23 protein-coding genes are annotated in these 23,410 nt (G+C 66.0%); 10 read left to right on the forward strand and 13 right to left on the reverse strand.

What is annotated here, in order from left to right:
* Window positions 1–156: 156 nt before the first annotated feature.
* The 5 genes from AC4BCN_RS08175 (at window position 157) to AC4BCN_RS08195 (ending at window position 4,219) form a co-directional block, all read left to right on the forward strand.
* The gene (locus tag AC4BCN_RS08175) at window positions 157–1,692 is read left to right on the forward strand and encodes a TonB-dependent receptor domain-containing protein (protein ID WP_490492996.1); all 1,536 of its coding nucleotides are present in this window, start codon (window positions 157–159) and stop codon (window positions 1,690–1,692) included.
* Window positions 1,693–1,838: 146 nt separating this feature from the next.
* On the forward strand, window positions 1,839–2,510 hold the full coding sequence (locus AC4BCN_RS08180; protein WP_490492997.1) for a thiol:disulfide interchange protein DsbA/DsbL: 672 nt from the start codon (window positions 1,839–1,841) through the stop codon (window positions 2,508–2,510).
* An 11-nt stretch (window positions 2,511–2,521) separates the two neighbouring features.
* Complete coding sequence (locus AC4BCN_RS08185) at window positions 2,522–2,746, forward strand: hypothetical protein (RefSeq protein ID WP_070303949.1); 225 nt, start codon at window positions 2,522–2,524, stop codon at window positions 2,744–2,746.
* An 81-nt stretch (window positions 2,747–2,827) separates the two neighbouring features.
* Entirely contained in the window at window positions 2,828–3,574 is a 747-nt protein-coding gene (locus AC4BCN_RS08190; protein ID WP_490492998.1) for an SDR family oxidoreductase, read from the forward strand.
* A 114-nt stretch (window positions 3,575–3,688) separates the two neighbouring features.
* Window positions 3,689–4,219 (forward strand): ester cyclase, encoded by a 531-nt coding sequence (locus AC4BCN_RS08195; protein ID WP_490492999.1) that lies wholly within the window; start codon window positions 3,689–3,691, stop codon window positions 4,217–4,219.
* Between the two features lie 10 nt (window positions 4,220–4,229).
* Here AC4BCN_RS08195 and AC4BCN_RS08200 read toward each other — a convergent pair whose 3' ends face one another.
* From AC4BCN_RS08200 to AC4BCN_RS08230, 7 genes are all read right to left on the reverse strand, one after another.
* Window positions 4,230–5,210, reverse strand: a complete 981-nt coding sequence (locus tag AC4BCN_RS08200) for a LysR family transcriptional regulator (RefSeq protein ID WP_223278841.1) — start codon at window positions 5,208–5,210, stop codon at window positions 4,230–4,232.
* Entirely contained in the window at window positions 5,144–6,040 is an 897-nt protein-coding gene (locus AC4BCN_RS08205; RefSeq protein ID WP_490493000.1) for an efflux RND transporter periplasmic adaptor subunit, read from the reverse strand. Before AC4BCN_RS08205 ends, AC4BCN_RS08200 begins: the two co-directional genes overlap by 67 nt.
* A 37-nt stretch (window positions 6,041–6,077) precedes the next feature.
* Window positions 6,078–6,278, reverse strand: a complete 201-nt coding sequence (locus AC4BCN_RS08210) for a DUF1656 domain-containing protein (RefSeq protein ID WP_034751763.1) — start codon at window positions 6,276–6,278, stop codon at window positions 6,078–6,080.
* A complete protein-coding gene (locus AC4BCN_RS08215) occupies window positions 6,268–8,412 on the reverse strand; it encodes an FUSC family protein (protein ID WP_490493001.1) in 2,145 nt (714 codons plus the stop codon). Before AC4BCN_RS08215 ends, AC4BCN_RS08210 begins: the two co-directional genes overlap by 11 nt.
* Before the next feature lie 10 nt (window positions 8,413–8,422).
* On the reverse strand, window positions 8,423–8,929 hold the full coding sequence (locus tag AC4BCN_RS08220; RefSeq protein ID WP_034751839.1) for a MarR family winged helix-turn-helix transcriptional regulator: 507 nt from the start codon (window positions 8,927–8,929) through the stop codon (window positions 8,423–8,425).
* 73 nt (window positions 8,930–9,002) lie between these two features.
* Window positions 9,003–10,415 carry an efflux transporter outer membrane subunit gene (locus AC4BCN_RS08225; RefSeq protein WP_490493002.1) on the reverse strand — a complete coding sequence of 471 codons (1,413 nt, stop codon included), beginning with the start codon at window positions 10,413–10,415 and terminating at the stop codon, window positions 9,003–9,005.
* A gap of 122 nt (window positions 10,416–10,537) precedes the next feature.
* Complete coding sequence (locus AC4BCN_RS08230; protein WP_490493003.1) at window positions 10,538–10,855, reverse strand: DUF4148 domain-containing protein; 318 nt, start codon at window positions 10,853–10,855, stop codon at window positions 10,538–10,540.
* Between the two features lie 283 nt (window positions 10,856–11,138).
* Here AC4BCN_RS08230 and AC4BCN_RS08235 point away from each other — a divergent pair, with 283 nt between their 5' ends.
* From AC4BCN_RS08235 to AC4BCN_RS08245, 3 genes are all read left to right on the forward strand, one after another.
* Complete coding sequence (locus AC4BCN_RS08235) at window positions 11,139–11,468, forward strand: hypothetical protein (RefSeq protein ID WP_490493004.1); 330 nt, start codon at window positions 11,139–11,141, stop codon at window positions 11,466–11,468.
* Between the two features lie 115 nt (window positions 11,469–11,583).
* Complete coding sequence (locus AC4BCN_RS08240) at window positions 11,584–11,901, forward strand: hypothetical protein (RefSeq protein WP_034782067.1); 318 nt, start codon at window positions 11,584–11,586, stop codon at window positions 11,899–11,901.
* A 74-nt stretch (window positions 11,902–11,975) separates the two neighbouring features.
* Entirely contained in the window at window positions 11,976–12,452 is a 477-nt protein-coding gene (locus tag AC4BCN_RS08245; RefSeq protein ID WP_128140224.1) for a DUF2244 domain-containing protein, read from the forward strand.
* Here AC4BCN_RS08245 and AC4BCN_RS08250 read toward each other — a convergent pair.
* Window positions 12,437–12,922, reverse strand: coding sequence for a hypothetical protein (locus tag AC4BCN_RS08250; RefSeq protein ID WP_490493006.1), 486 nt, complete (start codon window positions 12,920–12,922; stop codon window positions 12,437–12,439). The genes AC4BCN_RS08245 and AC4BCN_RS08250 overlap by 16 nt on opposite strands.
* A 75-nt stretch (window positions 12,923–12,997) precedes the next feature.
* Window positions 12,998–14,038 (reverse strand): L-glyceraldehyde 3-phosphate reductase, encoded by a 1,041-nt coding sequence (gene mgrA, locus AC4BCN_RS08255; RefSeq protein WP_485882083.1) that lies wholly within the window; start codon window positions 14,036–14,038, stop codon window positions 12,998–13,000.
* Window positions 14,039–14,159: 121 nt separating this feature from the next.
* Between mgrA and AC4BCN_RS08260 the strand changes: the two genes are divergently transcribed.
* Window positions 14,160–15,749 carry a CYTH and CHAD domain-containing protein gene (locus AC4BCN_RS08260; RefSeq protein ID WP_490493007.1) on the forward strand — a complete coding sequence of 530 codons (1,590 nt, stop codon included), beginning with the start codon at window positions 14,160–14,162 and terminating at the stop codon, window positions 15,747–15,749.
* 7 nt (window positions 15,750–15,756) lie between these two features.
* Here AC4BCN_RS08260 and kdoO read toward each other — a convergent pair whose 3' ends face one another.
* From kdoO to AC4BCN_RS08280, 4 genes are all read right to left on the reverse strand, one after another.
* A complete protein-coding gene (gene kdoO, locus AC4BCN_RS08265; RefSeq protein WP_490493008.1) occupies window positions 15,757–16,632 on the reverse strand; it encodes a Kdo hydroxylase KdoO in 876 nt (291 codons plus the stop codon).
* A 135-nt stretch (window positions 16,633–16,767) separates the two neighbouring features.
* Complete coding sequence (locus AC4BCN_RS08270; RefSeq protein WP_490493009.1) at window positions 16,768–19,740, reverse strand: sensor histidine kinase; 2,973 nt, start codon at window positions 19,738–19,740, stop codon at window positions 16,768–16,770.
* 129 nt (window positions 19,741–19,869) lie between these two features.
* Entirely contained in the window at window positions 19,870–20,448 is a 579-nt protein-coding gene (locus AC4BCN_RS08275; protein ID WP_034751750.1) for a superoxide dismutase, read from the reverse strand.
* 212 nt (window positions 20,449–20,660) lie between these two features.
* The gene (locus AC4BCN_RS08280) at window positions 20,661–21,680 is read right to left on the reverse strand and encodes a LacI family DNA-binding transcriptional regulator (RefSeq protein ID WP_128140218.1); all 1,020 of its coding nucleotides are present in this window, start codon (window positions 21,678–21,680) and stop codon (window positions 20,661–20,663) included.
* Between the two features lie 436 nt (window positions 21,681–22,116).
* On the opposite strand from AC4BCN_RS08280, the gene AC4BCN_RS08285 reads away from it, so the two are divergent.
* Window positions 22,117–23,406, forward strand: coding sequence for an extracellular solute-binding protein (locus tag AC4BCN_RS08285; protein WP_490493010.1), 1,290 nt, complete (start codon window positions 22,117–22,119; stop codon window positions 23,404–23,406).
* Window positions 23,407–23,410: the final 4 nt, after the last annotated feature.

A 23,410-nucleotide genomic window follows, 5' to 3' on the forward strand; every position in this document is an offset into this window, starting at 1 on the left:
CTGAATATACCTGTAAAAATTACAAATAAGCAATAAATTGTGCAGGCAGCCTTGCCGGCGGTTGCGGCGCCACGCGCCGTGCGTATAATGATTCGCTTTTGCCATCCCCCCTGTTGCCGTGCGTGCGCGCCCCGGTGGCGCACCCAGCTTTCCGCCATGATGCCTGCCCCTTCCGCCCTGACCATCGCCACGCGCACCTTGCTGTTGTGCGCCCTGGCCATGCCGGCGTGCGCGCAGGAAGGCGTGGAAGGCGGCGCGGCCGGCGTCACGCATGGCGACTTGTCCGCCGAACTGGCGCAGGGCGGCCAGCACAGCGTGCGCGGCGCCCTGTCGCGCGATCAGGGCGGCATGGTGCTCGACGTGGCCATCGACGGCCTGCGCAACGGCAATTACCGCGATGGCAGCGTGTTTCACCAGCGCGGCTTCAACGGCGGCGCGGAATGGAAGCTGCGCCAGGGCCGCTTCGGTTTCAGCGCCGACCAGCTGAACCAGGACACCCGCTATCCGGCGCCCGAGGCGCCGTTCCTGGCCTTGCTGGCGGCCCGTCCGGAAGACCTGTACCGCTATGAAGTGCGGCGCGCCAGCGCCTTCGTGCAGCGCTATGTGGGCAGTTTCGAGCTGGGCGTGGAACTGTCGCAGCGGGAAAAGCGCGCCACGGCCCACTATGCGGGCGAGGACGGTAGCAGCGAATCGACATACAGCAGCCGCCGCCGGCAGCTGGCGCCCCGCCTGCGCCATTACGGCAAGGTGGGCGGCGTGGGCACGGATACGGAAGTGGGCCTGGACCTGATGCAGTGGCAGCGGCGCTCGGGCCGCGCGGGCGATGCGCAGCGCCGCCAGTATTCGCGCGCGCTGCTGCTGCGCGAGGAGCTGGCCTTCGGCGGTGCGTATGCGCCGCGCCTGCTGCTGGGGCTGCGGCATGAACAGTTCCAGCTCGACCCGGCCGACATGCCCGCCGGCGGCAGCGACTGGGAAAACCAGAATGCCTGGGACGTGCAGGGCAGCCTGCAGCTGCGCCCGCAACTGAGCGTGTATGCGAAGGCCGCGCGCAGCTACCGCATCGACGACGATGGCTATACCCGCGCCGGCTACCGCCCGCTGGCGGGACAGCTGCGGCGTGAAATGGAAGTGGGCGCCACCTTCGGCGATGCGGCGCGCAGCGCTTCCGTGCGCGTGTTCAGCGAGCGCCTGAGCAACCAGATCGTCTTCGACCAGAACCTGGGCCAGCTGGGCTTTGCGGGCAACCTCGATCCCTCGCGCCGCGACGGCGTCGCCATCGAAGCCAGCATGGCGCTGGCGCGCGACTGGCGCCTCGACGGGGAGTTGCGCCAGGTGCATGCGCGCTATGACGATTACGCCTACGACGGCCCGGACATCGCTCTCGTGCCCAAGACCCTGGCCAGCCTGCGCCTGTACTGGACGGGGCAGGGCGGTGCCAGTGCCGACGCCGGCGTGCAATGGCTGCGCGCCCTGCGCTATGGCCCCGATTTCGCCAGCAGCTGCCTGGCGCAAGTGCCAGCGTTTGCCACCGTGGACGGGCGCTATGTGCGCAAGCTGGGCGCCTGGGAGCTGGAATTGGCTGGCAGCAACCTGGCCAACCGCCGCCATTACGGCGATGCGCCGGGCTGCCGCTCCAGCATTTACCTCAATGACGCGCGCCAGTTGCGCGTGTCGGCGCGCTACCATTTTTGAGGCAGGGGCGCGGCGGGGCTTAAATGCGGCTTAAGCGGGCGCAAACGGAGCGGATAAAAGCGCTTTTTTTCCGGCCGGGCGACATCGTCCGCCGCAAAAAGTGGTAATCTCGCCCCGTTCACGACCACTTATGATGAAGGATTTATATGCGTTTTCTGCGTTTCTTGCGTCCCCTGCTTGCCGCCGTCACCCTGGTGGCGGCCACTGGCGGCGCCATGGCGGCCGATACCGGCTTTACCACGCTCACGACGCCAGTGCGCACGGACACGGGCAAGAAGGTGGAAGTGGTCGAGTACTTCATGTATTCGTGCCCTCACTGCTACGTGCTTGATCCGCTGATGCACGACTGGGTCAAGAAGCAGGGCGACAAGATCGCCTTCCGCCGCGTCCACCTGGCCGCCACCGGCCCGAAAGACCCGCAGGCGCACGCCTATGCCACGCTTGAAGCGATGGGCCAGCTGGACCAGTTCCACGACAAGATCTTCCGCGCCATCCACGTCGAGCGCAACCGCCTGAACCGCGATGACGCCATCCTCGACCTGCTGGTCAAGAACGGCATCGACAAGGCGAAATACATGGACATGTTCAACTCGTTCGGCGTGCAGACCAAGCTGAAACGCAACGAGCAGTTGATCACCGCCAGCAAGATCGAGAGCGCGCCGACCATCGTCATCGATGGCCGCTTCGTGACGTCGCCGGCGCAGCTGTCGCGCCCGGGCCAGTCCGAACCGCAAACCCAGGCGGCGACCCTGCGCGTGATGGATGAACTGGTGGCGCGCGTGCTGAAAGAGCGCGCACCGGCGCCAGCGAAGAAGTAAGCGGAGACCTCATGAAACAGCTGCCCTGGACCCTGTGCGTACTGGCCCTCGCCCTCGTTGCGTGGCTGGCGATTGCCATCGTCAACGTGGAAAACCAGCGCAATGCGCTGGCCAGCAAGGCTTGCGTGGACCCCGCGTTCAAGAACGAGGTCGATGCGAAATGCCTGGCGTCCGTGCAGTCGCGCGAACACTGGTGGCAGCACCTGACTTACGCCATGACGCATTTCCGAAATTGAATGTGTCAGTACGAAAAACCCGCCGCGTGCGGGTTTTTTTTCGTCCGCGTATGATGAAGCCACAACTATTCAGGAGGGACGATGAAGGAAGTGATCTTGATTACCGGTAGCAGCCGTGGCATCGGCGCGGCGACGGCGCTGCTGGCGGCGCGCCAGGGCTATGCCGTGTGCATCAACTATGTGCGCGACGCGCAGGCGGCCGACGCGCTGTGCGCGCGCATCGTGGCCGGCGGGGGCGAGGCCATCGCCGTGCAGGCCGACGCGAGCGATGAAGCGGACGTAGCGCGCCTGTTTGCGGAAGTCGATGCGCGCCTGGGTACGCTCACGGCGCTGGTCAACAATGTGGGCGTGCTGGAGCAGAAATGCCGGCTCGTCGACATGTCCGCGCAGCGCCTCGAACGCGTGCTGCGCACCAATGTGATCAGTTATTTCCTGTGCTGCCAGCAAGCCGTGCGGCGCATGTCGACGGCCCATGGCGGGCACGGCGGACGCATCGTGAACGTGTCGTCGGCGGCGGCCCGCCTCGGCTCTCCAGACGAATACATCGACTACGCGGCCTCGAAAGGCGCCGTCGATACCCTGACCCTGGGCCTGGCGAAGGAAGTGGCGGCCGAAGGCATCCGCGTCAACGGCGTGCGGCCCGGCATCATCTATACGGAGATTCACGCGTCAGGCGGCGAACCGGGACGGGTGGCGCGCCTGGCGCCCGGCGTGCCGATGCAGCGGGGCGGCCAGCCGGAAGAAATCGCCGACGCCATCGTGTACCTGCTGGGGCCGGGCGCCAGCTATGTGACGGGCAGCATCCTCGACGTGGCGGGCGGGCGCTGATCTTCAACTCCTGCAAGTAATTGCTTCAAGTGCAGGGCCAATTATCAAGCGCAGCAAGCGGGTCCAGAATGACGGTGTGCCATGTGCACGCCGATCAACTCATTTGGAACTACTATGTCTGCTTTTGCCCCCGCCATCCTGGCCCTGTCGTTGCTGGCCGCCGCGCCAGTCCATGCCGCCATGGATTTGCCCATGCCGGCCCACCTGTCCGGCGCGAAAGCCGATGCCACCGTGGCGCTGGCCGCGCGCCGCTATGCCGCGTTCTGGGAAAGCGGCGACCAGGCCCTGGCGCGGCTGGCGCTGGCCGACGATTTCACCGACCGTACCTTGCCCGCCGGCCGGCCGCAGGGCTTGGCCGGTCCGCTGCAGGCGTCGCAAGTATTCCATGCGGCCGTGCCGGATTTGAAGGTCGCCATCGAGCAGATGCTGGTGGCGGGCGACCGGGTTACCTTGCGCCTGCATTTCACGGGCCGCTTCACGGGCGTCTTCCCCACGCCGCAGGGCCCCTTGCAGGGGCAGGGGCAAGCCATCGATTTCCATGCATTTGATTTGTACCGCGTGAATGGGCAAGGGCGCATCAGCGACAACTGGCACCTGGAAGACAATCTGACCCTGCTGCGCCAGATGGGTGTGCTGGCGCCGTGAGGATGGCTGGCTAGCCGTGCGCCGGCAGGGCGGCGAATTGCTGCAGCAGGAATTCGACGAGCAGGGCGACGCGCGGCGGCTGGAAGCGGCTGCGCCGGTACAGCAAGTTCAGGGGGACGCTATCGGCAAAGTAATCGTCTAGCACCGTCTGCAAGCGCCCCGCGCGCAGGTCGTCGCCGATGTCGAGCAGCGATTTGTAGGCATAGCCATGGCCGGCCACGGCCCAGCGGCGGATGATTTCGCCATCGTTGCTGTGCCAGTCCCCTTGCAGGCGCAGGCCGTGGCGCTTGCCGTTTTCGCGGTAGCGCCACTCCTGCGTCGCGCCGTCGCCGGCCGTGAGCACGAGGGTCGGCAGCGACGCCAGGTCGCGCGGCGCGGCCGGCACGCCGACCCTGGCGGCCAGCGTTGGCGCCACGCACACGACGCGCCGGCCCGGGTGCAGCAGGCGCGCCACCATGTCGCTGTCGGGCAGCTCGCCGTAGCGGATGGCAAGGTCGACGTCGTCCTGCACCAGGTTGGCCGTGGCGTCCGTCAGGGTCAGCGCATGGCGCACCTGCGGGTGCAGCGCGGCAAAGCGGTCAAGCATGGGCAGCAGCAGCTGGCGGCCGATGTCGGACGGCGCCGAAATGCGCACCATGCCGCGCACGGCGCCGCCGCCCGCGTGCAAGCCGTCTTCGGCCTGCGCCAGCAAGTCCAGCGCCTGTTCGCTGTAGTGGCGGTAGTGCAGGCCTTCTTCCGTCAGGCGCAGCTGGCGCGTGGTGCGCTCGAACAGGGTGGCGCCCAGCGCCGTTTCCAGGCGCGCGATGGCGGCGCTGGCGGCGGCCGGCGACAGGCCGTGCTTGCGGCCGGCAGCGGAAAAGCTGCCCAGCGCCGCGGCGTCGAGGAACAGGGCGATTTCCGCCAGGCGTCCGGCGCCGCCGCGTATCATGCCGGGTGCGCGGCCGCTGGCTTCGGCGCAGGCGCCGAATGGGGCGTCACCACCACGGTGCACGTGGTGCCGGCCACCAGCAATTGTCCCTTTGGCTGCTCGTCGATGTGGATGCGCACGGGCACGCGCTGCGCCAGGCGTACCCAGTTGAACGTGGGGTTGACGTCGGCCAGCAGTTCGCGGCCCGTGGCGGCGTCGCGGTCGGTGATGCCGCGCGCGATGCTCTCGATGTGGCCGTGCAGCGTGCCGCCGCTCATCAGATTCATTTCCGCCTTGTCATCCTGCGCCAGCATGCCCAGCTTGGTCTCTTCGAAGTAGCCGACGACGTAGTAGGAGGCGCTGTCGATAACGGCCAGCTTGGCCGCGCCGACGGCGGCGAAATCGCCCTTGTGCACGTTCAGGTTCGTCACGTAGCCGCTGACGGGCGCACGCACGGTGGTGCGTTCCAGGTTCAATTGGGCCAGTGCGCGGGCGGCCACGGCGGCCTGCACTTGCGACGTGGCCGAGGTGGCGGCGAACGCCGCGCTTTCGCGGCTTTCCGTCGAGATGATGCTGGCGTCAAGGCCTGCGCGGCGCTGGGCTTCCTTGCCGCGGTGGGCCTGTTCCGTTTTTTGCGCGGCCAGCACGGCGTCGGCCTGCGCCAGCGCGCTCGCATAGCGCTCCTTGTCGACGACGAACAGGATGTCGCCTTTTTGCACGACCTGGTTGTCGCGCACCAGCACGTCCGTGACGGTGCCGGCCACGTCGGCGCTGATGTTGACGATGTCGGCCTTGATGCGGCCGTCGCGCGTCCACGGCGACTCCATGTAGCGGTCCCAGACGGTCTTGCCTATCCACAGGGCGGCTGCCAATAGCAGCACGGTGATTGCATAGCGGGTCAGTTTGCTTACCATGTCGGCAGCCTTTCCTTGATCGGGTTGAACAGTTTTTTTATTTGTAAAGCGATAGCGCCAGCGCGCCGAAGATGGCGATGAAGATGCACAGCCGCGCCAGCGACGGGTGCCACACCATGCGGTACACGCCCAGCCAGCCCAGCACGCGGTCGAGCAGGGTTTGCAGGGCTATGCTGAGGAGGAACAGGGGCAGCAGGGTAGGAATCAAGATTCCGAACAGGGCGAATTCACGCGGCATGGTGGTCTCCGGCGCCAGGCGCCATGTGGTCGAGCAATGAGGTATAGATCGAGTGCAGGTCGGCCAGCGCCGTCTGCAGGCGCGCGCTGCGCTCGCCGGTCGCATCGGCTTCCGTCTGGGCCGTGCGCACCACGGCGCCCGCCTGCAGGGTGGCGGCCAGTGCCGCCTGCAGTGCCGTATCGCTGCGCGTGCGCAGCCAGCTGGCGATGTGGTCCACGCATTGCTGCAGCGCGTGGCGCGTGGCGCCTGGCCTGGCCGTCGCGATCAGTTCGCGCAGTTCGATCACGGAGTGGCCGATTTCCAGCAGGGTCAAGGCCTGGCGCACGACGGCGCGCGTGGCTTCTCCCGGCGCCGGGCCGGCCGCCGCATTGAGCTGGCTGAGCAGGTCGCGCACGCGGTTGTCGAAACGGTGTTTGACACGGCGTGCGGGCGCCGTGCATGCATGCAGCGCTTCGCGCCACAGGGCACGGCCGATGTGGTCCTTGTGGCCCATCGTGTGCTCGGGCAGCAGCACGGCAAACACGAGGGCGGCCAGCATCAGGCCCACGATCAGGGCCATGCCCGTGTTGAGAAAGGCCGCGCCATCGACGTGCATCACATTCGTCGGCGCCATCTGCGTGATGAAGGTCGACACGCCCAGGCCCACGCCCAGCTTGGCCGGATTCGTCATCAGGTACAGGCCGACGGCGAGAAACGGCGTAAAGCTCAGTACCAGCATGGGGAAGCCGTCGCCGTGCACCAGCACGAAGTACACGCAGACGAGCGACAGCGGCATGGCGATGAGGAAGCCCGCCAGCACCTGGCGGATCATCATGATGGGGCGCGGCGAGGACGAGGCCAGCGCGCAGAACACGGCCGCCATCAGCATCGCCGTGCTGGCGTAGGGCCAGGCGAGGAAGTAGGCGCCCAGCGCCAGCAGGGCCAGGCTGATGCCGGCGCGCGCGCCGCTGGCGAGCACCAGCGCGGGCGGCGTCTTCGGCGCATACGCCTGCGGCGTGCTCACGTCCAGCGGCGTGTCGTGCACGAGGCTGAAATACACTTCGTGAAAGCGGCTCATGTCGCGCGCGAAGCGCTCGAGCAGCTCGCACACGGTGTCGAAGTCGATGCGCTGCGCATGCGCGATGGCCGCGCCATCGATGTCCGCGCGCGCCTGGCCCAGCGCCGTTTGCAGATGCCGCTGCATGGTGTCGAGCGAGTCTTGCGACGGCGTCGCTTGCAGCGCCTCGGCGACGATGGCATACAAAGGCGCACAGGCCTGCATGACCTGTGTTTCGCCATCGCGCTGCAGGCGGTCGAACAGGCGGTGGAAAGTATAGAAGGTGGTCAGCGCCGTCATGAAGGTGGCGTTGAAGGCGTGCAGCTTGCGGTTTTGCGCACGCACGTGACTGACCTTGCTGGTGACTTCGAACAGGGCGGCCGAGCGGCCCAGTTCCAGCGCCGCCACGTCGGCGGCAAACTGCAGATGCGTCAGTTCCACCTGCGCCGGCGTGAGCTTTTGCTGTAGCACGTCCTGGCAAAAAGTGAGGAATTTGCCGTAGCGCGCCTGCACCGTGCGCATCACCTGCGTGCCCTGGTGGCGCGGCAGCAGCACGCTGGAGACGGCTGCCGAGCAGATGATGCCCAGGCTCACTTCAGCCACGCGCGTGACGGCCAGCGAGAAGACCTGCATCGGCTGCTCGATGGCGGGCAGCACGATCATGCAAGCCGTGTAGCCGGCCAGTACGTACACATACGACTGGGCATTGCGGTGCAGGGCCGAGCCGCTCGTGCACAGGCCCACCCACAGGGCCAGGCCGGCGAACAGCAGCACGGGCTGCTGCGGGAACAGGCCGATCAGGGTCAGCGCGGCCGTGCAGCCGAGCAGGGTGCCGCACAGGCGGTAAAAGCTTTTCTCCAGCACCATGCCGCTGCTGGGCAGGGCCAGGATGATGGTGGTGGTCATCGCCGTACTCGGCGAATCGAGGCCCAGGCGGTAGGCCAGCCACAGGGCGCAGAATGCGGCGATCAGGGTCTTGCCGACGTAGATCCAGCGTTCGCCTTCCGTCGCGCGCCAGTCCTGCAGCGCCAGCGCCAGCCAGCGGGCCGCCCGGGTCAGGGGGCCGTCTATAGGTGTTGATGCTGTGGCTGGCGTCATCGATAGGCTATCAGTTCTGGTTGTTGAGATTGTTCAAATTGCGCAGCTGGCGCATGTACAGCTTGTCGAGCACTTGCAGCTCTTCTTCCGTAAACCCTTCGTACAGGGCCGAGGTTTCCTGGTACACGTCGGGCAGCGCCGTTTCGATCAGCGCGCGGCCCTTGTCGGTCAGCGAGATCATCACCGAGCGGCGGTCGCCGGGACGCGTGCCCCGATGGATCAGGCCGCGCGTTTCCAGGTCGTTGCACACGCGCGTCAGGTTGGCCGGCTTTTCATGGCAGGCCATGCCCAGGGTGCAGGCGTTCGACGTTTCGTCGTCCGTGCCGTACAGCACGGCCAGCACCATGTAGCTGGCATCGACCAGGTCGTGCTTTTTCAGCGCGGCATTGGTCAGGTCCTTCATGCCTTTTTGAATGTGGTACGTCATGCGCAACAGGCGCATCAGTTCCATGGGGAAGCCTGGCATGCGCGTGCGGATGTTTTGCAGCCGCTTGGCGGTGGCGTCAAAAGCGGTCATGTCATATTCCTTCATGTGTGAATAAAGTTCCGATTGTATCTTGTTGAGCTAGGGCAATGCCAGGATTGCAAGCTTATATGCCGCCTCCCAGTGCATTCATCAAGGAAACGTAGAGATCAAGCTCGCGCGCCCCATTTTGCGCCTGCTGCTGTTCTTCCGCCAGCAGCGCCACTTGCGTGTTGAGCATGGCGATGGCGTCGCTCATGCCCGCCTTGTAGGCCTTTTCCGCCAGGTCGCGTGCGCGCTGCGCCGTGGCCAGCGCCTGCGCGGTCAGCTGGTGCTGTCTGGCCAGCGATTGCGCCTTGGTGACGGCGTTGGCCACGTCCGACATGGCGTTGATGACGGTGGCGTTGTATTGCTCGACGGCGCCGTCGTACACGGCTGTCTGGCTGCCCAGCTGGGCGCGCAAACGGGCGCCGGCAAAGATGGGCAGGCTCAGCGCGGGCGAAGCGCCGCGGATCTGCGAGTTGGCGTCAAGAAAATGGCTGAAGCCGAAGGCCTGGAAGCCGGCAAATGCCACCAGGTTGACGTTCGGGTAGAACTCGGCCTTGGCCGCGTCGATGCGCTGCGCCGCCGCTTCCACCCGCCAGCGCTGGGCGGCGATGTCGGGACGGCGGCCGATCAGGTCGGCCGGCAGGGCGGCGGGAATGGCCAGCGGCTGGTCCAGGCGCAGCACGGGGCGCGTGAGCGCCGCGCCCGCTGCCGGGCCCTTGCCCGCCAGGGCCGCCAGCTGGTTGCGCAGCAGAGCCAGCGATTCGGCCGACTGTTCCAGCTGGCGCCGGCCTGCGGGCAAGGTGGTTTCGATCTGCGCCACGTCGATGTCCGTGCCGATGCCGGCCGCCTTGCGCTGGCGCGTGATGTCGAGGATGCGGGCGCGCTGCGCCAGGCTGCGTTCGATCACGTCCTGCAGCTGGAATTCATACGACAGCTGGATGTAGGTGCGCACCAGCGCCGTTTCCAGTGCCAGGCGGGCCATCTGCGATTCGGCCGACGCCATCTGCACGTCGCCCAGAGCGGCGGACAGGGCGGCGCGGTTGCGGCCCCACAGGTCCAGGTCGTACGAAGCCGTGACGGTGGCCTGGTTGCGCCATGCGTAATTGCCGGCCAGCGGCGCCGGCGTGCTGCCGTGCTGCGAATACAGTTCGCGGTTGATGGAAACAGCCGCATCGGCCTGCGGCCGGGTCTTGTCCTCGGCGGCACCGGCCAGCGCCTCGGCCTGGCGCACGCGCGCCTGGGCGCCGCGCAGAGTGGGGCTGTCGGCCAGGGCCTGGTCCATCAAATGGTTCAATTGGGGGTCGTGCAAGTCTTGCCACCATTGCGTACGCGGCCAGGCAATCGCTGCGCTGGCGGCGGCATCCATGGCCTGGTTCGCCTGCAGCTTGCTGGCGTCGAGCATGGCCGATTGCGGCGCGATATGGCCCATGTCGGCGCAAGCGCTCAAGGCAAGGATCAGGCTGGCGGCAAGCAAACGGCGGTGCAGGGGCATGCAGAAACTCCGGAAGAAGGTGTTGGGGTGATGCTGACAGCTCGCCGCGGTGAGCGCCGGGAGTGGCCCGGGTGCTGCGCCGCAACTGAGTTGTTACTGACTGAAACCGGCTGACTGGTTTCTTATTGCACGACGTGTTTTGCCGTTTGCGCGACGTCAAAGTCCGCTTCCGTTTGCGGGATCAGGCCGGCTTTGCGGGCGGCGTAGAACTCGGCCATGACTTGCTCGCGCGTCACCTGGCTGGCGGCGGTGGCCGGCGTTTTCGGGTAGTCGACTTCGCTGGTGGCGATTTCGCCGGCGTTGCGGGCACGGACGTATTCGGACGTGACTTGCTCGCGCGACAATTGCTGGCCCGTGGCGGCAGGCGCGGCGCTTTGGGCGAAAGCCGAGGTGGCGGCGGTGATGGCAAACAATGCTGCGATGAGGGTTTTGGCTTGCATGATAAGACTCCAAAATGTGCGTGATGGCTGGGTGGATGGGCCGGATCGCCACGTACCGGTCGGTTCGGCGGCATGGCGCTGGTGGGCGCCGTGCCGCCGATGAAGCAGTTTCTGGATGAGAAGATGCTTACTTGAATTAACTATAGCAATGAATAGTACATTTGTGAAGTAATTTATGAAAATAGTTGTGCACCGCCGCATTCCCCGGGGGAAAAGCCGTGCAGGCGTGCGCCGCTGGCCGGGCCAGGGGAGTAAGATGGTTTTTTTGTTAACGGAGGCCGCCATGAGCAGCAGTTCACTCGATCCGGACAATTTGCCCGTCATCCCCGACCGCGTCCTGGGCAGCGGCCATGGCAAGGGGGCGCTGGGCCCCAGCGACAGTTCCGACAGCGGCAGCGACATGCAGGGCGTGCCGGGCCAGGACCCGGAAGAGCTCGATAGCGACAGCGATGCTGCCGGCACGGGCGAGCGGGCCGGCGTGGAGCCGCGCAATACGGCGCCCGATGGCGGCGACATCGACGTCGACCATGTGGAAAGCCTGGCGCCCGTGCGGCCTGCAGAGGAGGGCGATGCCGAGTCCGACGCTCCCCGGGCGCCAGCGCCGCGCCCCTGATGCCAGTGGCTGGCCGCAAATTGCCGCCGCTGTGGCGCCATCAGCGTAAAATGGCGGCAAGGCGGCGTGTGCGCCGCCATGGCCAGCCGGCCGGTACAGGATAGGATGTCAGAGGATGCAAACGCAGATGTCGGAAGAGAAAGAAAAAGACTTGATGTCGATGTACCGCGAGACGCGGCCACGCGAGTTTTTTGGCGAAAAAAGTAATACCAACCACCTGGCCTGGAGTTTGCTGGTGGTCTTGCTGGCGCTGGCGTTCTGGCTCGTCGTGGCCCTGGCGGCGGCGGAAAATCAGCGCTATGCACTGGAAACGAAGGCGTGCCAGGATCACGTGTTTCCTACGGAAATCGACACGTCTTGCCTGAAACAGGTCAAGTCGCGCGATCACTGGTGGCAGCACGTGGGCCATGCGCTGGTGCGGATGGGCGCCTGACCCTGGCGCAAGCTGGCTGAACCTGGCGGCGGCGAGGGCCGCTGCGGTGATGGAGCGATAGTGCGGGAGGCGTCATGCCACGCGATCACTCGCGCGAGCAGCCGCAATGGCTGCTCGCGCGCCACAGTGCCTTGACGGCGCGCCAGTTGCTGCGCGCCTATGGCTTGCTATGCCTGTTTTCCCTCGTCATTGCCGCCGCCTTTGCGCTGCGCGGCCTCTGGTACATTCCCGTTTTTTCCTTCGCCGAATTGATCCTGGTGGCCGCCGCCCTGCTGCATTACCTGCGCCATGCGCGCGACTATGAACACATCGTCCTGCGCGACGGCGAGCTGATCATCGAACAGGTCAGCGGCGGGCGTTGCCGGCGCCACCACTTTTCCCCATGGCGCACGCGCATCGCCGTGCCGCAATGGCCGCGCCAATTGATACACATCAACGATATCTGTGATGCTACCCGGCACGTGGCGGTGGGTGTGTTCGCCACGCCCGAACGACGCCGGCAAGTGGCGCAGGAACTGGGCGCGTTGCTGCCGCCTTATTTGGGCCCGTAAAACTGGAAAGTCTGTACCACCAGCAAGGTGGTGGGGAAGCCTGTGATGGTCTTGAACTCCTTCACGCCCGTGATCTTGTAGGCGCCGGCCTGGAACTCTTCCCCTTCCGCCCAGCTGTGATCCTTCATGGCAAACTGCAGCAGGCGCTTGTCGTTATAGCGGTAGCTGAAGATGGTGTAGGCGCCGACGCGGCTGGTGACGACGAAATTTTCATCCTGCGCGTCGGCGATGAGCAGGATGCCCGGATAGCGCCCGATGCCCGCTTCCTCGTTCTGGATTCTCAGGATCACGTCGGTAAAACTGCATTCGGCGTCGCGGATCTTGTCGCGCTTCGTGGCGATCTTCATCACCTCGTCGTAGCTCTTGTTATGCACGATAGACCATTGCGGCGAGTCGCAATAATTGGCCGCGTGGACGTTGGCCGCGCAGGACAGCAGCAGGCAAACGGTGATGGCGGGGATGGCTTGCATGGAACCTCGTGGTGGATGTTGGCGGCGGCGGCAGTCTACCTGCCCGCTGCCGCCGCCACAAGCACAGGACGGTGATCAGGTGGCCCGCGACGGACCTTCCCACAGATTGATATGGCCTTCGCGCGCCTGCACGTCGATGGCGGCCAGTTCGTCGGCCGTGAACGACAGTTGCTGCAGCGCGGCCACGTTTTCGCGGATTTGCGCGCTGCTGCTCGCGCCGATCAGGGTCGAAGTGACGCGCGGATCGCGCAGCACCCAGGCCAGCGCCATCTGCGCGAGGGTTTGCCCCCGTTGCGCGGCGATCTGGTTCAGCGCGCGCACGCGGGCCAGATTTTCCGCGCTCAGGTGCTGTTGCGTCAGCGAACCGCCGCCGGGACGGTTGACGCGCGCATCCTGCGGCACGCCATCGAGGTACTTGTCGCTGAGCAGCCCTTGCGCCAGCGCCGTGAACGTGATGCAGCCGATGCCTTCCTGCTGCAGGGTATCGAGCAAGCCGTCTTCCTCGATCCAGCGGTTGAGCATGTTGTAGGCGGGCTGGTGGATCAGACACGGCACTTTCCATTCCTTCAGCAGGGCGGCCGCCTCGGCCGTCTTTTGCGGCGAATACGACGACAGGCCCACGTACAGCGCCTTGCCCTGCTGCACGGCAGTGGCCAGCGCGCCCATGGTTTCTTCCAGCGGCGTGTCGGCATCGTAGCGGTGCGAGTAAAAGATGTCGACGTAATCGAGGCCCAGGCGACGCAAGCTCTGGTCCAGGCTGGCCAGCACGTATTTGCGCGAACCGCCGCCCTGGCCATACGGCCCCGGCCACATGTCCCAGCCCGCCTTGGTGGAAATGATCAGCTCATCGCGGTAGGGCAGGAAATCGTCGCGCAGCAGCTTGCCGAAATTGCTTTCCGCGCTGCCATACGGCGGGCCGTAGTTATTGGCCAGGTCGAAATGCGTGATACCCAGGTCAAACGCGGTGCGCAGCATGTCGCGCTGCGATGCCAGATTGTTGCTGTCGCCAAAGTTATGCCACAGTCCCAAGGACAGCAGCGGCAGTTTCAGCCCGCTGCGCCCGCAGGTGCGGTATTGCATGCTGTCGTAGCGGTTCTCGGCGGCGTGGTAGGTCATGGCATCTCCTGGTTGAATGAAGCGCTTATTTTCGCGCAAAATCAAGGTCCGTGTGCGTGCGCCGTACGCGCGGCCGCACGCGCCTTACAATGGGCGATCAGGAGTCTCGCAAGGAGCGGTCATGGAAATTGAATTGAAATTGTTGCTGGCGCAGCAAGATGTACCGCGTTTGCGCTCGCACCCGCTGCTGGCGCAATCCACGCAAGGTGAGCCGCAACTGCTGCGGATGCACGATATCTATGTCGACACGCCCGATCTGCAGCTGTGCCGCCACCAGGCGGGCTTGCGCGTGCGCCAGGTGGACGGGCGCTGGGTGCAAACCCTGAAGGCGGGCGGCACCGTCAGCGGCGGTTTGCACAGCCGCCACGAATGGGAAGGCGAGGTGCCGGGGCCGCAACCGGACCTGGCCGCGCTCGATGCGGCCATCGGCCGCAAGCAGCCCATCCGCGCGCTGCTGCGCCAGGACGCCATCCGCGACGCCTTGCAGCCCGTGTTCAGTACGCGCATGGAGCGCACCGTATGGCAGTTGCGCACGCCGCAGGGCGACCAGATCGAATGCGTGCTGGACCAGGGTGTCATTGAAAGCGGCGCGGATGGCGCCGATGGTACCGCGCGCAGCGTGCCCGTCAGCGAGATCGAACTGGAATTGAAGCAGGGGCAGGCGTCCAGCCTGTTCGACGTGGCGCTGGCCCTGCTGCAAGACGTGCCGCTGCAGCTGGGCCACATGAGCAAGGCGGAGCGCGGTTACCGGCTCGCGGCGTCACAGCCTCTGCAGGCGGTCAAGGCGCAGCCCCTGGCGCTGGACGACGGCATGTCCGTGGAACAGGTATTCCTGGCCATCGCCAGCAATTGCCTCGAACAAGTGAGCGGCAACCAGGATGGCGTGGCGGGGGGCGAGGACGTGGAAAGCGTGCACCAGATGCGCGTGGGCCTGCGCCGTTTGCGCTCGGCGCTGGGCATGTTCAAGTCCCTGCTGGTGCTGCCCGATGCCTTGAAGGGCGAACTCGAGTGGCTGGGCGGCGCGCTGGGCGAGGCGCGCGACTGGGATGTGTTGGCGGACAATACCCTGGCACAGCTGGACGGTGTAGCGGCCACGGATGCGGCGGCGCTGGCGGAGGCGGCCCACGCGCAGGCGCGCCTCAAGCACGAACTGGCGGCCCAGGCCGTCACCTCGGCGCGCTACACGGCCTGCATGCTGGGCTTGCAGCGCTGGCTGCAGGCGCGCGCCTGGCGCGACAGTTGTGCCGTGCGCCAGTTGCGGCGCCTGGATGCGCGCGTTTCGCCATTTGCCCGCGCGACCTTGCGCAAGGACCAGCGCCGCCTGATAAAGCGTGGCAAGCGTTTGCTGCATGCCACGCCGCAGCAGCGCCACCGGGTGCGCATCGCGGCCAAGAAGACGCGCTATGCGACGGAATTTTTTGCCTCGCTGTTTGCGGGCAGGGCCGTGAAACCGTACGTGGGGCGGCTGTCGGCCTTGCAGGATGAACTGGGCTGGCTCAACGACGTGCAGGTAGCCGACCGGCTGCTGCAGGAATTGCTCGAAGTTCAGGCTGGCCAGACCGGCCAGGCCGACCAGTCGGCCCAGGACCGGTTGCGGCTGCACGCGGCCTTCGTGCGCGGCTATCTGGCGGCGCGCGCGCAGGCGCAAGGCAGCGATGGCCGCATGCACAAGGCCTGGCGGCGCTTCAAGGCGGTCCGCTTGCCAGCCTGAGCCCCGGCTAGGCCAGCAGACGTTGCAACTGGCGTTCGAGGATGGCCAGCGGCGACTTGTGCGGGGCCGCCATGGCGTGCACGGGCAGCAGCCAGGTTTGCTCCAGCGCATGCTGTCCCCGCAGGGCAGCGTGCGATACCGTGTCGCTGAAGACGATCCACGTCTGGCCCGGCGCAAACGCATGCGTGTGCTGTTCCACCTGCGCCTGGTAGCCGAGGTCGGCCTTCATGGCGTCGTGCAGCTGCAGCATGTAGTGGTCGTAGGCCGTGCGCCGCGACTTGGTGACGCGCAGCCATTGCAGCAGGGCTGCCAGCACCGGTTGCGGACGTTTCGCGACGGGCAGGAAATGCTGCGCCACCTGCTCGAATGGCGCGCCCAGTTTCCACACGCGGGGTGCGTCGCGCGGATGGATGTTGGTGAAGACGCGCAGGATGCGCCGGCCCTGCGTGGGCGAGGAGGGAAAGCTGTCGACGTGCAGGCGCGTATCGTCCTTGCGCCACGAGGTCACCCTGCCGGCAATTTCCACGGGGCGAAAGCTGCCCTTGCCTTGCTGCAGGTGGAGCCAATAGGCAGGCAGCAAGCCGGCCAGCAGGCGCTGCGTGTGCCGCGCATAGCGCTGCATCAGCGCGGCCAGCAGGGTCGCATCGTAGGCGTCGCCGTGGCCGCGCACGCCGCGCGCCGGTTCCCAGCTGATGTTCTTGGCGCTGCCGGCGCTACCCACGGCGCCGTTCAGCAGCGCATGCTCTTCCTGTCGCAGGGGAAAGCCCAGCGCGGGCAGCAGCAGCACCTGCCCATCTTCGAGTGCCTGCTGCGCCGCCGCCTGCTGTGCGGCGCTGCCGCTGGCGTCCCACCGGTCCAGGGAAATATCGATGAGTTTGCTCATGGCACAAACGGGTAAGACATCGGAGCGGCCAGTATGGGCGCTTGCCACCCGCTCCCGTTTGCGCTGGCGCAGATGCAGTTCACGGTGTGGCGCGATCGCGGTTCACATAGAACCAGCCCGGCGGCCGGCGCGCCCTTAGTAAGCGAGGCGGCCTGGCACGCTCACTTCGATCTGCGTGCCGGCGCCGGGCCGGCTGTCGATGCGCAGGCTGGCCGCGATGCCGGCGGCGCGCTCGCGCATGCCGACCAGGCCCCAGTGGCCGGGCCGCTGGCCCGCCTGTGCGACGGCGTCATCGAGGCCACAGCCGTCGTCGCGCACGCGCAGGGTGAATGCCTGCTCCGCATAGTCGAGTTCCAGCACGATGTTGGCCGCTTCGGCATAGCGCGAGGCGTTGAACAGCGCTTCGCGCGCGATCGCATAGATCTCGTCATGCACGCGCGGCTGCAGGCGCCGGCAGGTGCCGCTCACATGCACGGTAAACGCGTGCGCGCGGTGCTCGGCCAGGCCCTTGCCGAATTGCTGCAGCGCCAGACGCAGTTCGTCCGGTTCGGCCGAGGCGCGCAAGTCCATGATCTGGTCGCGCCCTTCGATCAGCAGCTGGTCGGCCAGGTTGAGCGTGCCATCGAGGCGCGCCCGTTCGCGCGTGCCTTTGGGCAGCATGTCCGCATGCGCATGGAACGACAGGATCAGGCCCTGCACGCTTTGCAGCAGGGTGTCGTGCAGCGAACGGGCGATGCGCGAGCGTTCGGCCAGGCGCTCCTGCAAGCGCTCCTGCAGCCGCTCCTGCATGTTGCGCGTCAGGTGGCGGATGCGCAGCACATAGCCGCCGTACAGCAGCAGCGCGGCGCCCAGCGCCAGCAGCACGATGAACCACGGCGTTTGCACGAAGGCGGGCGCGATGACGATGTCTAGCCCCGCTCCTTGCGTGTTCCACACGCCGTCTTCGTTGGCGGCCGTGACCTCGAAGCGGTAGCTGCCGGGCGCGAGGTTGGTATAGTAGGCTTCGCGGCGTCCCACGGCCTCTTGCCAGCCCGCGTCCACGCCCGTCAGTTTGTAGCGCAGGCGCACGCGTTCCGGCATCGACAGGCTCAGGGCCGTGAAGCCGATCTGCAGGGTCTTGCTGCCTTGCGGCAGGTGCTGCGGCTTGCCATCGTCCAGTGCGTAACGCACGCCATTGGCCAGCAAGCTGTGGATCTGCACGGGCGGCGCCAGGGCGTTGCGGCGGATATGCAGCGGGTCGAGCATGCCGATGGTGGCCGAGGTGGAAAACCACAGCTTGCCATCGGGCGCATGGATCAGCGACGGCACGGGGCGCAGCTGCGAGGCATGGCCCTGCAAGCCGTCGAGCGCGTCGAAGCGTTCCGAGGTGACGGCGCTGCCATCGCGCATCCACGCGGCCAGGCTGGCGGCGCCGATATGGGCTATGCCGTCCGCGCCATGCAGCCACAGGTCGCCGTCCGGCAGGCGCACGATGCCCGACACGCCGCGAAACACCGCGCCGCGCGCGCCGCGCAAGGTGTGGAAGCGGCCGGCGCGGTACAGGGCCACGCCGTTTTCGCCGCCGGCCCACATCGCGTCGCCATCGCGGTATAGCTGCAGCACGGTGCCCACTTGCAGGCCCTCGGCGGCGCCAAGCCGCCTGACGGCGCCCGCGCGCTGGCCGTCGGCCACCAGGCTGATGGTATTGTCGGCATGGCCCAGCCAGACGGTGCCGGCGCCATCCATCGCCATGGCCGTCGTCAGTACCGTCGGCAAGCCCGAGAGGCCTCCGTTCGCGTTCCATTTTCCTTCGTTCAGGCGAAACAGGCCGCCGCCGGAAAACGAGGCCCACAGGGCGCCCGAGCGGTCTTGCTGCAGCGCCTGCGGATCGAGTCCCTGCACGGGCGTCGCCACGCGCGTCATGGCGCCGTTGCGCGCGCGGTGGTGGAGTTCCTGCTCGTTGCCCAGCCACAGCGTGCCGTCGGGCGCCCAGTGGCTGGCCGCCAGCGCCCCTTTCAGGATCACTTTTTTCATCCCGTCGGCCGTAAAGCTGCGCACGTCGCTGACGTAGTCGCCGATCCACACGTCGCCGTCGGGCCCTGGCAGCATGCCGGGATGGTCGAAGGGCACGGCAACGGCCAGGGTCTTCAGGCGGTTCGGCCGCAGGCGGTCCAGGCCCGTCGAGGTACCGAACCACAGATTGCCTTCGTGGTCCTGGAACGAGGTTTGCGGCAATGGGCCGCTGATGCCGTTCTGGCGCGTCAGGCGCTGGGCCGGCAGGCTGGGGCCGGAAGGGTCGAACTTGCGTTCGATGCCGTCGGGCTGCATCAGCCACATGATGCCGGCGCGGTCGAAGCGGATGCTGTTGCCCCTGGCGTCGGGCCGGATGGGCGCATTGGCGCGCGGCGCGCTGGTGCGCACGCGGTAGTAATTGCTTTGCGCATCGACGGCCCAGATGGCGCCGTCGGGCGCTTCATCCATGCCGGTGAGGATGGTGCGCGGCCAGGCATGGGAAAAGCGTGTCTCGCCCGGCTTGCGGAAATAGGCGCCATGCATGGTGCCCATCCACTGCGTGCCGTCGCGCGCGAACAGGATCTGGTACACGCGCTTGTCGGGCAGGCCCACGTTGGCCGCTTGCGCAACGAAGCGGTCCGCGCCCGGCGCCAGGCGCGCCGCGCCATCGCGCGTGCCGACCCAGATGGCGCCGTCGGGTGCCACTTCGATATGGAACACGGCGCCCGGCGGCAAGCCGTCCGCCTCGCGGTAGGTGCGTGTGCCATCCTTGCGAAAGACGCTGACGCCGCCGAGGCGGTAACCGACCCACACGGCGCCGTCGGCCGGCGTGGCCAGGCCCAGCACATTGCTCGACGGCAGGCGGTGGCCGTACACGCTGTCGACCCTGTCGAAGCGCACGCCATCGTAGCGGTACAAGCCGGTGGCCGTGGCGATCCACAGCCAGCCATCCTTGCCCTGGGCGAATTTCAGCACATCGACGGGCGCGCCTTGCAGGGCGCCCCAGGCGTTGTGCGTGTAGTCGGACAGCAGGGGCGATGGGGCGGCCGCGCACGCGTGCAGGTGGCACGCCAGCAGGGGCAGGATCAACAGGCGGCGCAGCAGGCGGGCGGACATCGTGGCAGACGGAGATAGCGGTGGCGGGGCAGTGATTGTAGCGCAGCGCCGTGCCTTTCAGCAGGCAAAAAAAAGCCTGCGCGGGGTGGCGCAGGCTTCTTTTCGCCCTACGTTGACAAGGTTCCGCGCTTACGCGAAGTTCTTGGCAACGAAGTCCCAGTTGACCAGGCCCCAGAACGTTTCCACGTACTTGGCGCGCAGGTTGCGGTAGTCGATGTAGTAGGCATGTTCCCAGACGTCGCAGGTCAGCAGCGGCTTGTCGCCGGTGGTCAGCGGGCAGCCGGCGTTCGACGTATTGACGATGTCGACGGAACCGTCGGCTTTTTGCACCAGCCAGGTCCAGCCCGAACCGAAGTTGCCCACGCACGACTTGGTGAATTCTTCTTTGAACTTGTCGAACGACGACCATTTGGCGTTGATCGCGTCAGCCACGGCACCGGCAGGCGCGCCGCCGCCGGCCGGCTTCATGCCGTTCCAGTAGAAGGTGTGGTTCCATACCTGGGCTGCATTGTTGAAGATGCCGCCCGACGATTTCTTGATGATTTCTTCCAGCGACAGGTTCTCGAACTCGGTACCCTTGATCAGGTTGTTCAAGTTGGTGACATACGCCTGGTGATGCTTGGCATAGTGGTATTCCAGGGTTTCTTTCGAAATATGCGGCGCCAGAGCGTCCATTTCATATGGCAGTGGTGGCAGAGTATGTTCCATGTGATGTCCCTTTATGGTGAGTGTTCGGAGTCTTCCAGCCTGTGGCCGGAGGGTTGAGCCAAGCTTGCTTGAAGCAGGCATTCTTGCTGAACGAGCCACTATTGTAAAGCGGATGCGCCATTGCTGCAGATTCCGGCACGCGTTGATGGTGCCGGTCGCGTAGTGATTCTCGTTCAGCCTGAATCGGGCGGAAAAGTTCCCAGCTGCAAGCCTCAACGGATGCGCCGGGTGGTTTCCCTGACGATCAGTTCCAGCGGTGGAATGGCCGCCTGCACGGCTTCCCCATTGATCAGGCCCAGCAGCGCTTCCGTGGCGATGCGGCCGATGTCGTACAGGGGCTGGTGGATGGTCGTCAGCGGCGGCGTCGTATAGGACGAGCCGGGCAAGTCATCGAAACCGACGAGCGAGATATCGTCGGGCACGCGGATGCCCTTGCGGTACAGGCACAGGCGCACGCCGTAGGCGGACAGGTCATTGGCGGCGAAGACGGCGCTGAATTGCTGCTGCGTATCGAACAAATGGTTCATGGCCAGCATCCCGCTTGCCTCATGGAAATCGCCTTCCACCATCAGCTTCGGGTCGATGGCGATGTCCGCTTCGCGCAGCGCGCGCTGGTAGCCCGTCAGGCGCTCGGCCGCATCCGTGTTGTTGGCGGGGCCGGCCACGAAGGCGATGCGGCGGTGGCCCAGTTCCACCAGGTGGCGCACGGCCAGGTAGGCGCCGTATTCGTTGTCGAGCTTGAAGCCGATGGCGCTTTTCGTGGCCAGCAGGCGGCCCGTCGAGACGATGGGCCGCTGCTGCGAGAAATCGAGCACGCTCTCGTCCGAGATGCGCCCCGACAGCAGGATGATGCCGTCAACCTTCCGCGCCAGCAGCAAGCGGATGCGGTCCGCCTCTTCCTGCGCATTCCAGTGCCCGCTGACGATGACGGACGCGTAGCCCGTGTCCTTCAAGCCGTCGTCCACGCCGCGCAGGCTTTCGTCGAAGAAGGGGCTGGAAATATCCTGCACCACGATGCCGATGGTCATCGAGCGGCCCTTCTTCAGCCCCTGCGCCATCTGGTTCGGCGCGAATTTCATGTGCGCGATGGCCGCCAGCACGGCGTCGCGCTTGTCATCGGACACCCTGGCCGTACCATTGAGGATGCGCGAAACGGTGCTGGGCGACACGCCGGCCTGGCGGGCCACGTCGAGCAGGGTGGAAGGGGGAGCAAGGCGGGCGCTATCGTTCAAGGTGATTCCTGGGTATCAAGATGACTGGTTCTCAGTGCTCTGAAAACCTTTTCATCGAAAGATTACCATAAATGCCTAAAGGGGACGGTAGGTCGGCGTAGGTCGGGTTAGCCCGCAGGGCGTAAGCCGACACAGCGTAGCCAACAATGCGCAGGAACCATGCCTTTGCCGCCAACGGTGTTGTCGGGTTACGCGCTTGCGCGCTAACCCGACCTACGCTTGAAAACGTTTTCACAAAAAACAACAGCCTCTCAAAATGGCGGATTTTTGTGTCCTTTCATAGGAGAACACGCGCCATGACGTACATCTCGCCGCGCTGCCCTCAATAAAAATGACAACTTTTTCGGTTGACTTGATTTTCTTTGCGGTGTTAAATGGACACATGTTGTGAAAACGTTTTCAAGATAGAAGACGCTCAATAAACGGAGATGAAATAATGAAGTCAAGCATCCTTGGCGCCGCCCCTTTGGCAGCGCTGACTCTGGCCGCCAGTGTGGCCGCCGCGCCCGCAGCCGTCCCGCCGGCCGCCGCCCTGCCGGCGCTGGCCCCGGCCACGATTACCGTCGCCTCGTTCCCCGACCTGGACCGCGCCGTGAAAACGGCCTTGCCCCTGTGGGAAAAACTGTATCCGCAAGTGAAGGTCAAGCTGGTCAGCCTGCAGATCGACGACCACCATAACTCGATGACGACGGCGCTGGCGGCCGGCGCGCGCCTGCCCGACGTGATGGCCATCGACTTTCGCTACGTCGGCAGCTTCGCCGAATCGAAGGGCATGGAAGATTTGCTGCAGCCGCCATACGGGGCAGGGCAGTACCGCGCCCAGTTCGTGCCGTTCACGTTCGTGCAGGCGACCAGTTCGCGCGGCACCCTGGGCGCCATGCCGGCCGACCTGGGACCGGGCACGCTGTTCTACCGCAAGGACTTGATGGACAAGGCGGGCATCAAGGAAACCGATCTGACGCAGTCGTGGGAGTCGTATATCGCCGCCGGCAAGAAGCTCAAGGCCGCCACCGGCACCTATCTGCTGGCCGGCGCCAGCGACCTGGCCGACATCGTCATCCGCGCCAACCTCAAAGACGGCGAAGGCATCTACTTTGGCGACAAGGGCCAGGTGCTGGTCGACTCGCCCCGCTTCGTCAAAGCGTTCGAACTGGCCAAGGCGGCGCGGGTCGCCGGCATCGATGCGCGCACAGTGGCCTGGACGGGCGAGTGGGCCGAAGGCTTCAAGCGCGACAAGGTGGCCAGCCAGATGATGGGTTCGTGGTTGAGCGGCCACCTGGCCAAGTGGCTGGCGCCCGATTCCAAGGGCCAGTGGCGCGCGGCGAACCTGCCGGCCGGCGCGCTGGCGTCGTACGGCGGCTCGTTCTACGGCATTCCGAAAAAGGCGGCGAATAAAACCCAGGCCTGGGAATTCATCAAGTTCATGACCGTCAACAAGGATATCCAACTGCACTCGCTCAAAGAGATCGGCGCCTTCCCCGCCCTCAAGGCCGCGTATGCGGACCCGATGATGGACGAGCCGCAGCCGTATTTCGGCGGCCAGAAGACGCGCCTGCTGGCGCGCGACACGGCGGCGAAAATCCCCGTCATCCGCGTCGACAAGTTCGACGCCGTGGCGCGCGACATCGTCAACATGGAACTGGAAAGCGTGCTGGCGCAAAACAAGGATATCAAGACGGCCCTGGCCGACGCCAAGGCCCTGATCACCCACCGCGCGCGGCGCTAGGAGC

The organism is Janthinobacterium sp. Bl 1 (assembly GCF_058215535.1).

Excerpts from the sequence above, each read along its gene's own strand:
- AC4BCN_RS08190 (WP_490492998.1), top strand. The coding sequence starts at position 2,828 with ATGAAGGAAGTGATCTTGATTACCGGTAGCAGCCGTGGCATCGGCGCG.
- AC4BCN_RS08215 (WP_490493001.1), bottom strand. The coding sequence starts at position 8,412 with ATGACGCCAGCCACAGCATCAACACCTATAGACGGCCCCCTGACCCGG.
- AC4BCN_RS08205 (WP_490493000.1), bottom strand. The coding sequence starts at position 6,040 with ATGGTAAGCAAACTGACCCGCTATGCAATCACCGTGCTGCTATTGGCA.
- AC4BCN_RS08225 (WP_490493002.1), bottom strand. The coding sequence starts at position 10,415 with ATGCCCCTGCACCGCCGTTTGCTTGCCGCCAGCCTGATCCTTGCCTTG.
- AC4BCN_RS08250 (WP_490493006.1), bottom strand. The coding sequence starts at position 12,922 with ATGCAAGCCATCCCCGCCATCACCGTTTGCCTGCTGCTGTCCTGCGCG.
- AC4BCN_RS08230 (WP_490493003.1), bottom strand. The coding sequence starts at position 10,855 with ATGCAAGCCAAAACCCTCATCGCAGCATTGTTTGCCATCACCGCCGCC.
- AC4BCN_RS08180 (WP_490492997.1), top strand. The coding sequence starts at position 1,839 with ATGCGTTTTCTGCGTTTCTTGCGTCCCCTGCTTGCCGCCGTCACCCTG.
- AC4BCN_RS08195 (WP_490492999.1), top strand. The coding sequence starts at position 3,689 with ATGTCTGCTTTTGCCCCCGCCATCCTGGCCCTGTCGTTGCTGGCCGCC.
- AC4BCN_RS08285 (WP_490493010.1), top strand. The coding sequence starts at position 22,117 with ATGAAGTCAAGCATCCTTGGCGCCGCCCCTTTGGCAGCGCTGACTCTG.
- AC4BCN_RS08260 (WP_490493007.1), top strand. The coding sequence starts at position 14,160 with ATGGAAATTGAATTGAAATTGTTGCTGGCGCAGCAAGATGTACCGCGT.
- AC4BCN_RS08235 (WP_490493004.1), top strand. The coding sequence starts at position 11,139 with ATGAGCAGCAGTTCACTCGATCCGGACAATTTGCCCGTCATCCCCGAC.
- AC4BCN_RS08220 (WP_034751839.1), bottom strand. The coding sequence starts at position 8,929 with ATGACCGCTTTTGACGCCACCGCCAAGCGGCTGCAAAACATCCGCACG.
- AC4BCN_RS08185 (WP_070303949.1), top strand. The coding sequence starts at position 2,522 with ATGAAACAGCTGCCCTGGACCCTGTGCGTACTGGCCCTCGCCCTCGTT.
- AC4BCN_RS08210 (WP_034751763.1), bottom strand. The coding sequence starts at position 6,278 with ATGCCGCGTGAATTCGCCCTGTTCGGAATCTTGATTCCTACCCTGCTG.
- AC4BCN_RS08245 (WP_128140224.1), top strand. The coding sequence starts at position 11,976 with ATGCCACGCGATCACTCGCGCGAGCAGCCGCAATGGCTGCTCGCGCGC.
- AC4BCN_RS08275 (WP_034751750.1), bottom strand. The coding sequence starts at position 20,448 with ATGGAACATACTCTGCCACCACTGCCATATGAAATGGACGCTCTGGCG.
- AC4BCN_RS08270 (WP_490493009.1), bottom strand. The coding sequence starts at position 19,740 with ATGTCCGCCCGCCTGCTGCGCCGCCTGTTGATCCTGCCCCTGCTGGCG.
- AC4BCN_RS08175 (WP_490492996.1), top strand. The coding sequence starts at position 157 with ATGATGCCTGCCCCTTCCGCCCTGACCATCGCCACGCGCACCTTGCTG.
- kdoO (WP_490493008.1), bottom strand. The coding sequence starts at position 16,632 with ATGAGCAAACTCATCGATATTTCCCTGGACCGGTGGGACGCCAGCGGC.
- mgrA (WP_485882083.1), bottom strand. The coding sequence starts at position 14,038 with ATGACCTACCACGCCGCCGAGAACCGCTACGACAGCATGCAATACCGC.
- AC4BCN_RS08240 (WP_034782067.1), top strand. The coding sequence starts at position 11,584 with ATGCAAACGCAGATGTCGGAAGAGAAAGAAAAAGACTTGATGTCGATG.